Origin of the sequence: Sphingobium sp. B11D3D (assembly GCF_025961755.1) — a bacterium.
Lineage (GTDB): Bacteria > Pseudomonadota > Alphaproteobacteria > Sphingomonadales > Sphingomonadaceae > Sphingobium.
Genome location: NZ_JAOQOG010000001.1, coordinates 3,240,180 through 3,253,729, shown reverse-complemented (window position 1 = coordinate 3,253,729; position 13,550 = coordinate 3,240,180). Strand labels below are relative to the sequence as shown.

General features: G+C 63.5%; 10 protein-coding genes and 1 pseudogene. All 11 read left to right on the top strand.

Annotated elements, in window-relative coordinates:
- Positions 1 to 30: 30 nt before the first annotated feature.
- Positions 31 to 891: a sugar phosphate isomerase/epimerase family protein gene (locus M2334_RS15255; RefSeq protein ID WP_264595204.1), complete on the top strand. Its 861-nt coding sequence runs from the start codon at positions 31 to 33 to the stop codon at positions 889 to 891.
- Between the two features lie 30 nt (positions 892 to 921).
- A complete protein-coding gene (locus tag M2334_RS15250) occupies positions 922 to 2,325 on the top strand; it encodes a neutral/alkaline non-lysosomal ceramidase N-terminal domain-containing protein (protein ID WP_264595203.1) in 1,404 nt (467 codons plus the stop codon).
- Positions 2,326 to 2,585: 260 nt separating this feature from the next.
- On the top strand, positions 2,586 to 5,513 hold the full coding sequence (locus M2334_RS15245) for a TonB-dependent receptor plug domain-containing protein (RefSeq protein WP_264605867.1): 2,928 nt from the start codon (positions 2,586 to 2,588) through the stop codon (positions 5,511 to 5,513).
- Positions 5,514 to 5,547: 34 nt separating this feature from the next.
- A complete protein-coding gene (locus M2334_RS15240; protein ID WP_264605866.1) occupies positions 5,548 to 7,110 on the top strand; it encodes a carboxylesterase/lipase family protein in 1,563 nt (520 codons plus the stop codon).
- Between the two features lie 27 nt (positions 7,111 to 7,137).
- Positions 7,138 to 8,121, top strand: coding sequence for a creatininase family protein (locus tag M2334_RS15235; RefSeq protein WP_264605865.1), 984 nt, complete (start codon positions 7,138 to 7,140; stop codon positions 8,119 to 8,121).
- A gap of 121 nt (positions 8,122 to 8,242) precedes the next feature.
- Positions 8,243 to 9,139 (top strand): LysR family transcriptional regulator, encoded by an 897-nt coding sequence (locus M2334_RS15230; protein WP_264605864.1) that lies wholly within the window; start codon positions 8,243 to 8,245, stop codon positions 9,137 to 9,139.
- 200 nt (positions 9,140 to 9,339) lie between these two features.
- Positions 9,340 to 10,455: an FAD-dependent oxidoreductase gene (locus M2334_RS15225; RefSeq protein WP_264605863.1), complete on the top strand. Its 1,116-nt coding sequence runs from the start codon at positions 9,340 to 9,342 to the stop codon at positions 10,453 to 10,455.
- 12 nt (positions 10,456 to 10,467) lie between these two features.
- Entirely contained in the window at positions 10,468 to 11,370 is a 903-nt protein-coding gene (locus tag M2334_RS15220; protein WP_264605862.1) for a VOC family protein, read from the top strand.
- Positions 11,371 to 11,373: 3 nt separating this feature from the next.
- Positions 11,374 to 12,534: an alpha/beta hydrolase family protein gene (locus tag M2334_RS15215; protein ID WP_264605861.1), complete on the top strand. Its 1,161-nt coding sequence runs from the start codon at positions 11,374 to 11,376 to the stop codon at positions 12,532 to 12,534.
- A gap of 356 nt (positions 12,535 to 12,890) precedes the next feature.
- On the top strand, positions 12,891 to 13,082 hold the full coding sequence (locus tag M2334_RS15210) for a hypothetical protein (protein WP_264605860.1): 192 nt from the start codon (positions 12,891 to 12,893) through the stop codon (positions 13,080 to 13,082).
- Positions 13,083 to 13,139: 57 nt separating this feature from the next.
- Positions 13,140 to 13,405, top strand: a pseudogene (locus tag M2334_RS15205) (DksA/TraR family C4-type zinc finger protein).
- Positions 13,406 to 13,550 lie beyond the last annotated feature (145 nt).

Genomic DNA, 13,550 nt, shown 5'->3' with positions numbered 1-13,550 from the left:
GTTGCCCGTCGCGCTGTAGTGGCGGGCGCGGTGTCTGCGTTCGCAGCAGGATGCACGCCTTCGCTGGTTCGGCCCGCGGCAGAAGCGAGGCCGCTCGGACTGGCGAGCATCACCGTCGCGCAGGCGCTCCAGCGCGACTATGCGGGTACCCTCAAGGCCGCCAAAGCGATGGGGTACACCCATTTCGGTTTCCCGCTCGCCGCGCTCTCCCCCCGCCAGCCGCCGGCGCCCGATCCGGTCGAGGTCGCCGCGATGGTGCGGGATGCCGGTCTGTCGGTCGGCGTCGTGCGGCTGGGTTACGGCGTGGCGCCGGCAATGCAGATGGCCACAGCGCGCAAGATCGGCGCAACGATTGTCGCGCAATCGGCCGCGCCGGTGTTCTTCGAGGGCGCGGTCCCCGGCAAGACGACGCGCGCGGCGTTCGAGGCGTGGCTGCCGCGACTAAACGATCTTGCGCGCGCGGCACATGAAGAAGGCCTGCGTCTGGTTTTCCACAATCACGGCTGGGACCATGTTCCGCTCGAGGGAAAGACCCCGCTCGCGTTGATCGCGGAGCGGTTTGCGCCCGGCGAGGTGGATTTCGAGATCGATCTGGCATGGGCCGCCTTGGGCGGCGCCGAGCCTCTGAGGCTCGTCCGCGCGCTGGGGCCGCGCGTCCTCGCCATGCATTTCAAGGATGTCGATCCATCGCGCGGGCCATCGGAGCATGACCGGCTGGTCCCGCCGGGCGATGGCATATTGAACTATGCGCGGCTGATACCGCTGCTCGATAGGATGACCAACGCGATCGGCTATGTCGAAGTCGATGCGCCGGAGGACGAGATTGCAGCCGCCGGCCGGGGCGCGGTGTTCGTGCAGCGCGTGCGGCGAGGCTCGGTCTCGGACCGCTGATAGCCGACACATTCAGGGGAGGGGTCTGTGATGAAAGTTCTGGTTCGCGCGGCTTTGTTTGGCGCCACCGCCTTTGCGGCATGGGGGCCGGCCGCCGCTCAGGATAGCGCGTGGAAGGCGGGGGCGGCGAAAGTCGAGACTACACCCGATGCGTCCACGCTCAGCCCCGGCGACATCATTCGTGATCCCCTCTACGTCCGCGCCCTTGTCATCGCCAATGACAAGAACTGCGCAGTCCTTGTCGGCGCCGATCTGATCGGCATATCCGACGCGGTCGCGGAGCAGGCGATCGCCCAAGCGGCAAAGATCACGGGGTGCCCGCAAGAGAATTTCGTCGTGTCGGCCACTCATACGCATAGCGCATCCGGCTCGTCGCGCTTGCGCGCGGGTGCGGGGCCGGACGCGGCCTTGGCCATCGTCAAGGCGGTGACAATGGCCAAGGCCGCGTTGCGGCCTGCCACAATCGGCTTTGGCACGACGCAGGTGGACCTCAACATCAATCGCGACCTGTTGCGGGACAACCGCTGGGCACAGGGGGCCAATCCTGACGGACCATCCGACAAGACATTGGCAATTCTTGAAGCGCTGGGGGAGGATGGCCTACCGATCGGCGTCTATCTCAACTACGCCATGCACCCGATCAATTTCTACATGTCGGGCGTGGTGAGCGCGGACGTGCCGGGCGAAGCCTCGCGCTATATCGAGCGGCGCTATGGCGACGCCACGGTGGCAATTTTCGCGCAAGGCGCTTCCGGTGACCAGAACCCCAGATTCACGCGGGCGCAGAATAGATTAAGTCGCGTGCGCACGGGCGTGCCCGGCGCGTCGGACATGCGCGTTCTGGCAGAGGGCCAGCCGAGCGCCGGAGTGTCGATGGCGGACCGTATGGCCGCGTTGGGCAGCCCTGTGCCAGCACAAAGGCGGGCGGACTATCTTGCTGCGGTCGAGGACGTCAGCCAGATCGTCGCGGCAGGGGGAGCGCTTCTCGGGGAGAGCGCGATTGATCTCATGCATTTCGGCACGTTGGCGCGCAGCCGGCAGGGGGTGATTGCGGGCGCGGTCAGGCAGTTGCAATGTCCGGGGCGAGACCGGCTGGACCGGGACAATCCCGTCCGGGAAGGCGCCGCTCCACCCTATGCCGACGGGGAGCCGGTGACGATCCGCGCGGGCATGTTGAAGATCGGCCCGGTCTATATCAGCGCGATCAATGGCGAGGTCTACAGCGAGATCGGCACGCGTCTCAAGCGTTCCACCCCTAGCTTGCAATTGATGATGACCTCGCTGGCCAACGGATCGGCCAATTCCGGCTATATTTATTCCGACGCTGCGCGCTCGCATTTGACCTTTCAGGTCATTGGGTCTCGCCTGCAGCCGGGCTGCGCCGAAGACGCCATCGTGAGATCCGCACTCGAGATGATCGACGAATTGAAATGATGGGGTGGGCGAGTCGGCGTTCATTTGAACCCGATTTATTGGTCAGGCAAATGTCGGTCGGTATCCCGTTGGCCATGCCATTCCACCGATCCTGCAATAAAATCCTAGTAAAATCTGATATTTGTAAAGGTTTTAGTCCTACTGTTCTTGGCTGGGCAGTCATCACTTCTCTGGCTGGCATGCTGACCAAATTGTCATTGCAATTGCTATATTGTCGTGCAAACTGGTAAAACCAATAAGGGCAAACAGGGAGAGGGAATGTGCGCCTGAAAGCATGGATGCTTGCCGGTGGCAGCGCGATAATCATCGCCACGCCCATGGCGGCAATAGCTCAGTCTCAAACATCATCTACCGCTGCGCCGCAGTCTTCGGCATCGTCGCAAGAAGAAGGTGGTGTCGAGCAGATCATCGTCAGCGCTTCGCGCATCGATCGTGCAGGGTTTATTGCGCCCAGTCCGACCGTCGTCATCGGCGCAGAGCTGTTGCAGGACAGGGCGGCGGTTAACGTCGCCGACGTCATCAACGAGGTTCCGTCCTTCCGGCGCAGTCAGGCTCCGGAAAGCGGCGGCATCGGCAATTCCGGCGCGAACAATGCCGATTTGCGTGGCCTGGGCGCGGTGCGCACGCTTGTCCTCCTGGACCGGATGCGCTTGCCAGCCGTCAATGTGCCCGGCTCGGCGGTGGCCGGCGCGACCGATCTCAATCTCATTCCCTCGGCCCTGATCCAGCGCATCGACGTGGTGACGGGCGGCGCGTCTGCGGCTTATGGCTCGGATGCCGTTGCTGGCGTGCTCAACCTGCAGCTCAATACCCGGCTGGATGGCGTCAAGGGTTCGGTGCAATGGGGGCAGACCAAATATGGCGACGCCGATGACATGTTCGCCTCGCTTGCATTCGGAACGCAGTTCGCGGGCGGTCGCGGGCGTTTCGTCATTGGCGGCGAATATGGCAGCAATGACGGCACCGATCTTTTCAATGACAAGCGGCCCTGGGGAAGGCGGAACGTCAGCAGCGTCACGCTGCCGAACAGCCGGGCCGCCGGACTGCCGGCCAACCTGATTACCGACGATGTGATTTTCGGCATGCTGACGACGGGCGGCCTGATCAGCCCGACCGCTGCCGGCAATCCAGCGGCGCTGCGTAATCTGCAGTTCGTCGTCGGGCCGAACGGAACCGTGACGACTGCGCCCTTCAGTGCCGGGCTCTATCAGGGCCAGATCGGCACCAACATGGTCGGCGGAACCAATGTGTCGCCCTATCAGGTGCTCCGCGCCAACACGCAGCGCTACAATCTCGCGGCACATGCCGAATATGATCTCTCCGACAGCCTGACGTTATGGGCGCGCGGACTCTACTCCAACACCGAGGCGCAGAATATCAGCGCCCAGATTAGAGCGGCGACGGGCGGGACGACCGGTTTCCTCTCGATCAGCCGCAACAATCCCTATTTGCAGCAGGCGCTGACGCTAGCCCAGTTCGCGCTCATCCCCGCCAACGGGTCGTTGACGGTCGGCTATCTCGGCAATGATTTCGGCCCGCCGATCCTGCGCAACGCCAGTAAGACCTACAGCCTGTCCAGCGGCTTGCGCGGCGAACTGGGTGGTTCCTGGCGGTGGGATGCGGCCGTTCAATATGGCCGTAACAGAAGCTCGCTGGACCAGGCCAATACGCCCATCACCGCGAATTTCCTGAACGCGGTCAATGCCGTCACGTTGAACGGGCAGATCGTCTGCGCAAATGCCGCGGCGCGCGCGGCCGGCTGTCAGCCGATCAACATTCTCGGGCGTGCCAGCTATTCGCCGGCAGCCTACAATTACGCGTTCGGCACGACCCACGCAGTGGCGGAAACAACCTTGTTCGAGGCGAATGCCAACCTTAACGGGGATCTGTTTGCGCTGTGGGCGGGACCAGTTTCGGCAGGCGTCGGCGCCTCTTACCGGCGTGAAACCTTCGTCACCGACGCAGACGATCTGAGCCAGGCCGGTGCCTTCATGGCACGCGCACCCCGCGATTTTCCGAAGGCAAGCCAGTCGGTCAAGGAGGCCTATCTCGAGACGATCGTTCCGCTGTTGAGTGCGGACTGGGTCACGGGCTCGCTTGAATTCAACGGTGCCATCCGCCTGACGGACTATAGCGTCTCCGGCGAGGTGACGACGTGGAAAGCGGGTCTGGTCTGGAAACCGATCCCCGACATTCTGTTCCGGGGCACGCTCTCGCGGGATATTCGCGCACCCAGCCTGACGGAACTGTTCACAGCGGCCGTGGCGACTGTGCCCCGCCCGATCTATGCCGATCCCCGCGCCGGGTTCGCCGGGCAGCCCTCTTATGCGTATGACGTCGTCACGGGCGGCAATGCCGGCCTGACCCCGGAAATCGCCAAGACGTTTAGTGTAGGCGCTGTGTTCAACCCGCAATTCCTGTCGCGGCTGAACATCTCAGCGGATTATTTCCAGATCAAGATCCAGGACGCCATCGGCGCAACCGGAGCGGGCACGTCGCTGACCAACTGTCTGGGCACGGGCACGGCGGATCTGAGCAGCCCCTATTGCTCGCTGATCACCTTCGCCAATAACGATCCTGCGAACGGCGCTGTGCTCTCGGTGTTGGCGCAGAACGCCAACTTTGCCGAATTCAAGACCCGCGGCATCGACATGGCGTTGTCCTACATGCAGCCGGTCGATGAGATATTCGCCGGTGCGCAAGGGCGCATCACGCTCAGCGCACAAGCCACCCGCACGCTGGAATATCGCTCGACCTTCGACGTTTCGCTGGCCTACCCCAATGGTGTGAACCGTGCCGGGCAGACCGGTGCGATCTTCGGCGGGACAGCTGGCGTGCCGAAGTGGGTGGTGAACACTTCTCTCGCCTATCGCGGCACGCGGTTGGAAACGAGCGTCAACTTCCGCTGGATCAGCCGGAGCAAGTTCAACAACGCCTTCATCGGGCCGGACGAGCCGGGCTACAGCCCGACGCTGATCAACAGCATCAACAACAACATCGTCCCAGCGCGCGGCTATGTAAACCTGAGCGTGGCCTACAATGTGGGTTCGCAAGACCGGAAGGTGCAGATCTATGGCACGGTCAACAACCTGTTGAACCAGGAGCCGCCGCTCCCCGCCGTCAATAACAACGCCTGGTACGATCTGCTGGGCCAGAGCTTCAGGGTCGGGGTCCGCTTCGATCTCTAGAGGTTCTGAAAACTGACTGCAGTGGGAGGGGCAGATGCGCGCATTGGCAGGGATGAAACGGCTCGGCACGAGCCTGACAATTCTGGGTCTGGAGCTCTCATCTGCCTCCCTCCTTCACGCTCAGGTGCCCGGGCTGGCGGCACTGCATGTCGCGACGGCACAGGGGCAAATTCAGGGCGTCGCCACCGAAACCGGGGCAGCCTATCTGGGCGTGCCCTATGCGGCGCCGCCGGTCGGAGAGCTGCGGTGGCGATCACCGGCCCCGCCGCGCGCCTGGGCCGGCGTGAAGCAGGCCGACCATTATGGTCCACCCTGTGCTCAGGCGCCGCTGCGCGGGCAAACCGCGGTATCCAGCATCAGCAGCGAAGATTGCCTGACCCTCAATATCTGGGTGCCACGTGCGTCGGCGGAGCCAAAGCTGCCGGTCATGGTCTGGGTCCATGGCGGCGGTTTTCAGAACGGCATGGGCAGCAGTCCGACCTATGATGGCGTTGCCCTCTCCCGGCACGGGGTCATCGTGGTCACGCTCAACTATCGGCTCGGCGCGTTCGGCTTCTTCGCGCATCCACAGCTGACAGCAGAATCGCTCCATAAATCCTCCGGCAATTTCGGATTGGAAGACCAGATCGCCGCGCTGCGATGGGTTGCGGCGAACATCGCGCAATTCGGCGGTGATCCGGCCAATGTCACTCTGTTTGGTCAGTCGGCCGGCGGCGCCAGCGTTCTTGATCTGGTGACCTCCGATGTGACGGACGGGCTGTTCGCGCGCGCCATCATCCAGAGCGGCGCGGCGCGTAGCAGCATTGCGCCCCTCAATATGGCCGATGCGGAGCGGGAGGGCGAGAGCTTCGCCAACGGCCTCCCGCTATCGGCCTTGCGTGGCCTGGATACGGCGGCGGTCATCGAGATGGCGCAGGCGGCTGGCCAATCCGGCGCGCGCTTCTCGCCAGTGCAGGATGGCTACATCATCACCCGCGCCGCCACGGACGCCATCTCTGACCAGCGGCGCAAGCCCATCCCGCTGCTGATCGGCAGCAACGCGCGGGAAGGGCTGGCGGTTCTGCCGCCGGACAAGCTCGATGCTGCGATGGCCAGCGCGTTCGGTGCGAATGCGGCTGCGGCCCGCGCGGCTTATGGCTTGTCCGCCGCGATGCCGCCGGCGCCCGACCGCCTAATGGGGACGGTGGCGGAGCAATTCTCGACCGACAGCAGCTTTCGCTGCGGCGCCGTGCAGATCGCAGCGGCATCGGCAAGAGCGGGAGGGCCGGTCTGGCACTATCAGTTCGAGCAGTTCGTGCCCGGCCGTGAGGCGCGGGGCGCTGCGCATTCGTTCGAGGTGCCCTATGTGTTCGGCAATCTGCTGACCACGGGCTTTTCGGCTGCCGATTACAAGGCGGCCGACCGCCGGCTCTCTGATCTGATGGTCGAATATTGGACCAATTTCGCCAAGACCGGAAATCCAAATGGCGCAAAGCTGCCCGTTTGGCCGGCCTACCAGACGGATCGCCGTGCCTATGCCCGGTTCTCCTCGGATCATCCCGGCGCGGTGGAACTCGGGACGGATCTGCGCGGCGAGATCTGCCGGCTTTTCCCCTGATCAATATCAACGAGGAGCAAGGATGTTATGAAGAGACCATTTGATCCTGCCGTAAGAGCGCTGTCCCTGGCCGGTCTGGCCGCGCTGCTTTTCTCGGGAGCCGCGCCTGCGCTGGCCCAGAGCCAGGCCGGCGCGCAGCAGACAGCAGCAAAGCCGGCACCCAAGATGCGCTCGCGTTTGATGACGACGCTGACCGGGTGGGAAGTGGAAGACTATCTCAAGCGCAACGATGTCATCTTCGTGCCAGTTGGCCCGGTCGAGCAGAATGGCGGCAATCCGACGGATGTCGAATATGTCATTCCGCTCGCTTATGCGCAGGAACTGGCCGAGAAAGCCGACGGGCTCGTGATGCCCTACCTCGCTTATTTCTATCCCGGCGGGACGACGACCAGCCGGGGCACGGTGTATGTCTCGACATCCGACAGCCTGCCCTATCTCAAGGCATTGACCCGCTCGCTCATTCGTCAGGGGTTCCGTCGCATTATTTTCCTTACCTCGCACGGCCCGTCCCAGCAGACCATGCTGCCGCTGGTCCGCGAAATCTTCGATGAAGAGCATGTCCCGGTGCTGTGGATGGGGACGGACATGGTCCGCAAGTCGGAGCCGGGTCAGCCGCGCCCCGGCTTCGGTGACGGCCCGCCCAATGGCCGCAATTTGGTGAGCTATGGGGCCTATCAGCTGGTCGGCCGTCTCAGCGATATGCCGGTCGGCCTCAGCCAACCTGAGCATGAGATCGAGCGCGATCCCAGTGCCGTGTCGCGCTATGTCCCTCCGTTCAGTGGCACGCCTGCCGGCAGTTTCTATCCCGATGCGGTGCTGCACGGGGGCTTCGTCAAGCCGGTGACCGAACAGGAGCGGGCGCAATGGGGGCGAGAGGGGGCCGACCTTATTCGCTCCCAGGTCGCCTCTTTCGACGTGAACGGCCTGCTCACCGAATTGCGCAAGCGCGACGAGTTCACCAAGAAGCTCGAGAAGAAATATGGGGATCTTTTGCCCGGCAGGGGTCGCTAAAGGCGGACGGCACGCCCCGCCCGGGAACGGCGGGGCGATCTCCACAATCAAAGGCGCGCTGTCCAACAATTGGCAGGGATTGCGCTGGCCAGCGCGCTGCCGACATGAGATGGGTCCGGCCATGCGGTTCAAGGGTCTTGATCTCAACCTGCTCTACGCGCTCAGCGTATTGCTCGATGAACGCAGCGTCTCGCGTGCTGCGGCGCGGGTCAATATCAGCCAGCCGGCCATGAGCGCGGCGCTGACCCGTCTGCGCGAACATTTTGCGGATGACTTGCTGGTCCAGGTCGGCCGGCGCATGGTCCCAACCGCTTATGCCGAGAGCCTTCAGCCGCTGGTCTCCCAGTTGATCGAGCAGGCGGACCAGATCCTGTCGACATCCAGCACGTTCGATCCGGCGATCTCCAACCGTCGGTTCCGCATCAGCGTGTCGGATTATATGATGACCGTGCTGATCGGCCCGCTGATGCGCAGCCTCGGGACGATCGCGCCGGGTATCCGCATTGATGCCTACCCGACAGGGCCTGACGCGACGAGCTTTCTCGAGAAGGGCGAGGTCGATCTGGTCATCTGCCCCGAGCAATATCTATCCCCCGCGCACCCCAGCGAGATGCTGCTGGAAGATGAGCATGTCGTCATCGGCTGGGCGGGCAATCCGGCGCTGGCGGGGCCGCTGGATCGCGAGACGCTCTTCTCGCTGGGCCATGTCGCCGTTCGCTTCGGCCAGTCGCGCGAGAGCACTTTTGCAGAGCAGCAGGTTTTTCCGCAGCAGGACAAGCAGCGCACGGAACTCACGACGAACAGCTTTTCTAGCGTGCCCAGCCTGATCGTGGGGACGATGCGCGTGTCCTTCCTGCAGAAGCGGCTCGCGGATGCCTTTATCGATCAATTGCCCATCGTCGTGCGCCCGGATCCCCTTGGCCTGCCGCCGCTTCGGGAAATGGTCCAATATCATGCCGCCCGTGCGAATGACGCCGGGATCCTCTGGCTGGTGCGGCAGATGCACCATATCCTCTAGGCCGAATGACCCATCCATAATCTGGATGGAACTGTATCTGAACAATTCATTTTTCAGATTTTCTACGCGGCGATAGAACAGGCCTAAGGCCCGCTTCAGGGCTGCCATGCGCGCGGAGAGGGAGGTCGAAAGCTGCCGCACATGCTGTGCCTGCATCCGCGCTTCGCCCCTCTCATCAACATAATCATCGGACATAGACCATGCAGAGCCAGAACATTCTCGTCATCGGCGGCGGCATTGGTGGCCTGACCTCGGCCATCGCGCTGCGCAAGCAGGGGTTCTCCGTAACGGTGATCGAGCGTGATCCCAGCTGGAGCGTCTATGGGGTCGGCATCATCCAGCAGGGCAATGTCCTCCGCGCGGCGCACATGCTGGGCATATTGGACGACTATGCCGCGGCCGGCGTCGGTTTCGATGCCGTCGAGGTGTTCGCGCCCAACGGCGTCCAGGTGGCGCGGGTGCCATCGCCGCGCCTGCTGCCGGATTATCCCGCCAATCTGGGCGTCGGCCGCAGGCAGCTCCAGAAGGTGCTGGGCGATGCGGCACAAAGCGCCGGCGCCGAGATTCGCCTGGGCGTGACGGCGCAAGCGATCAGCGACGGGGATGACGCCGTCGAGGTGGCGTTCTCGGATGGCAGCGCAGGCCGTTTCGATCTGGTGATCGGCGCGGATGGCGTCTTTTCCAAGACGCGTGAGATGATCCTGCCGGACGCAGAAAAGCCGCAGTTCACAGGGCAGGCCGTGTGGCGCTATAATCTCCCGCGCCCGGCCGATCTCGATGCGCTGCAGGTCTATAACGGGCCGATTGGCGCCGGTCTCGTGCCGATCAGCCCGGACCTCATGTATCTGTATGTCACCACACCGGAGCCGGGCAATCCCTGGTATCCGCGCGAGGGCCTGGCTGCAGCGATGCGCGCCAAGCTCGCCGGCTGCGCCCCGGCCCTGCAGGCGCTGGCCGAGCAGATCGTCGATGACGAGGAGGTCGTCTATCGTCCGCTCGAAGGCATGCTGGTCGAAGGCCCGTGGAGCAACGGGCGGGTGGTGCTGATCGGCGACGCCGTCCACGCCACCACGCCGCATTTGGGGCAGGGCGCCGGCATGGCGATCGAAGACAGTATCGTGCTCGCCGAGGAACTGGCCCGTCACGCCTCCGTCGAAGAAGCGTTCGCGGCCTATCATGATCGCCGCTTCGAGCGCTGCGCCTACATCGTGCGCGCCAGCCTAGCCATTTGCATGGGCCAGATCGGAGAAGGCCCGCCCGTCGACAACGCCAAGGCCACCACCGAAATGTTCGCGCGCACGGCCGAGCCGATTTGAAAGGAACTGAAGATGAGCCGCGTCACCGAAATTCGCTATGTCGGCTATGCCGTCACCGATTTTGCCACCGAGTCCAGCTTCTATGAGGGCCAATGGGGCCTTGAGCGCGTGCCCAGCGACGATGGCATGGCGTGGTTCAAGACGCAGGGGCATGACGAGCATCATGTCGTCCGCCTGCGGCCGAGCGACGAGAACCGTGTCGATGTGATCGCCCTGGCTGCCGATAGCCGCGCCGATGTCGATGCGCTGTGCGAAAGGGTGCGGGCCTCGGCGGCCAAGCTGGTGAGCGAGCCGCAGGCTTTGACCACGCCCGGCGGCGGCTATGGCTTCCGCTTCTTCACGCCCGATGGCCTGCTGATAGAGGTCTCGTCCGATGTCGCGCGTGGCGAGGCGCGCGAGATCACGCGCTGGGAAGGCCTGCCGGTCAAGATCAGCCACATCGTGCTGCATTCGCCGGATCATCAGGCGGCCGTGCGCTTCTTCTGCGATGTGCTGGGCTTCAAGGTTTCCGACTGGCTTGGCGACTTCATGTGCTTCCTGCGCTGCAACAGCGCGCATCACCGCATCGCGCTGCTGCCTGGGCCGCCCTGCCTCAATCACGTTGCTTACGACATGACCGATGTCGACGGCATGATGGCGGGCATCAGCCGCCTCAAGCAGAACAAGACCGATATTCGCTGGGGGCCGGGGCGCCATACGGCCGGCGACAATACCTTCTCCTACTTTGTCACGCCCTCGGGCTTCGCGGTTGAATATACGGCTGAACTGGAAGACGTGGACTTCGAAACGCATGAGCCCAAAGTCCATGTGCCCGCGCCGCGCGTGATGGATCAGTGGGGGATCGGCGTCGGCGGTCCGCAGACCATGCCCCATCCGGAGGCCAATCCCGGCCTGTTCGTGGCAGTGGAGGCCTGATCGGTGGCGTTGTTCGAATATTTCCCCAATTACATCTGGAACCTCTCGGTCGCCATCGCGCTGGAGAGCGGCGGGCGCATCGGCGAAATCGTGGATATGTGCCAGCCGATCAAGGATGCCGCCGCCAGCGGCGCTGACGCCGGTACGCCGCAGTTCATGGCGCAATGGGTACGCGTGGCGGATACGCTGGTCAGCCTCGCCGATGAGGATATCGCCAAGGGCCGGGCCATCTCGGCATCCGAGAAGCTGGAGCGGGCTGCGCTCTACCTGCTCGTCGCGGAGCGGATGCAGGGCCATGGCTCCCCGGGGCGCGAGGAAACCTACGCCCGGGCGCTGTCGATCTTCGCCCAATCGACCGATCTCGGCAAGATCAACCGCGAACGGGTGGAGATCCCGCTCGGCGATGGCAGCATGATGTCGGCGCTCTACACGCGGGCGCCCGGCGAGGGGCCGCGGCCGGTGGTCGTCTACTGCAATGGCCTCGATAGCTGCAAGGAACTGCTCTACTGGTCGCGCCTGCCCGAGGCGCTGGCCCGACGCGGTGTCTCCACGCTCTGCGTCGATCAGCCCGGCACCGGCGAGGCGCTGCGGCTGCACAATCTGCCGGTCGATCCGCACAGCGAAAACTGGGCATCAAAAGCCGTCGACTGGCTGGAGACCCAGCCGGATGCCGACCCCAAGCGCATCGGCATGACGGGCATCTCGCTCGGCGGCCACTTCGCGCCGCGCGCCGTCGCCTTCGAGCCGCGCTTTGCCAGCGGTGCCTGCTGGGGCGCCAACCACAATTGGCGGGAAGTGCAGGACAAGCGCATCCGCCGCGAAGGCGAGAACCCCGTACCGCACTACTGGGCGCATGTGTTCTGGGCATTCGGTGCGACAGACATGGAGGATTTCCTCGCTAAATCCGAGGACATGAACCTCAATGGCCGCATGGATGGCGTGCGCGTGCCCTTCCTGGTCACCCACGGCGCACATGACCGCCAAATCAGCGTGGAATATGCCCATGACTGCTACGCGCAACTGGTCAACAGCCCCCGGCGCGAACTCAAGATCTTCACCGAGCGCGAAGGCGGGGTGGAGCATGTCGGCGCCGACAATATGTCTTACGGGCGCGATTATATTGCTGACTGGTTCGCCGAGACGCTGGGTGGCCATACCGATTGATCGAAAAAAAACTTCGTCGGGTGCTGACGTCGCTTCCCGCCGCCCGTCGTTTTCGCAAGTCGCCATACCTCCTGTTAGAATGTCTTGTTTCCGCCTCCAGCAGGTTGGGAGCGCGATAAGGGGACTAAGTTCTGCGAGGTACGGCGGGTCGGTCTATTGTCGGTGCAAATCGTTTAAGGTTCGAGAGCGGACCGGCGCAGGCTCGCCTCCTTTCGGCACGGCCGAGAGTCAGGAAGACATCGTACGCATTTTATCCATGGTTTCCATTGCGGATGCATCCCACAATATGAGGACTATCGAGCGCGCGCGGAATGTTTTGCGTGACGCAACGGCCGCGAAGGGCAAGGTGGAGACCCGTGGGGGTCGCGCTCGCGCTGTGGGTGCTGCGCGAGCGCTGCCCGGACGGATGGCTGGTCGCGTTCTGGGAAGTGGCAGGATCGGACCATGAGACTGGGCGCAATCAGGGATTGCACGCCGCCTATAATGGCATTGTGAGACTGCTGCGCACCAGCGGAGGTCTGTCCGAAGACGCTGCGAGGATGAAATGAGGCCGCTGCATTCCTATAACGGTCCCTCAACCTCCAATTGCGCAGGATCGAGTACGCATGGCCAATGGCTGGGCGCTCGAGGGCGCTGTTCAGAACCAAATCGAGGACAGCGTGAAAGACGCGCTGGCAACAGCGCGTGCTCGTATGCCGGCAGGTTCGGGTCGCGCCGATTGTGAGGGAAGGTGGAGAGCCAATCCCGCAGGCACGCCGCGAAGCTCTGCCCGGTGCCCGGACATGCGTGGCCTGCCAGTCTGGCCGCGACAAGCACCGGGCTTTTTCCTTGCATCAACCGGCGCGGCAGTAAGGATAGCCAACTGCGCTGATGGTGAGCGGTCAAAATCTCACGCCATCGGGGCACTGCTGGCCGCAGTCGCCAACTTAGCAAACATTTAGCTTACAAATGCTGGAGTTCAGAAGCGGCCGTTCATTAATAACGTAAATGTCGTTTCGCCAGAATTGTAGCGTCCC

What these genes read in the sequence shown, in the direction of transcription:
- M2334_RS15250 (WP_264595203.1), top strand. Translation starts at nt 922, where the DNA reads ATGAAAGTTCTGGTTCGCGCGGCTTTGTTTGGCGCCACCGCCTTTGCG.
- M2334_RS15225 (WP_264605863.1), top strand. Translation starts at nt 9,340, where the DNA reads ATGCAGAGCCAGAACATTCTCGTCATCGGCGGCGGCATTGGTGGCCTG.
- M2334_RS15230 (WP_264605864.1), top strand. Translation starts at nt 8,243, where the DNA reads ATGCGGTTCAAGGGTCTTGATCTCAACCTGCTCTACGCGCTCAGCGTA.
- M2334_RS15240 (WP_264605866.1), top strand. Translation starts at nt 5,548, where the DNA reads ATGCGCGCATTGGCAGGGATGAAACGGCTCGGCACGAGCCTGACAATT.
- M2334_RS15235 (WP_264605865.1), top strand. Translation starts at nt 7,138, where the DNA reads ATGAAGAGACCATTTGATCCTGCCGTAAGAGCGCTGTCCCTGGCCGGT.
- M2334_RS15220 (WP_264605862.1), top strand. Translation starts at nt 10,468, where the DNA reads ATGAGCCGCGTCACCGAAATTCGCTATGTCGGCTATGCCGTCACCGAT.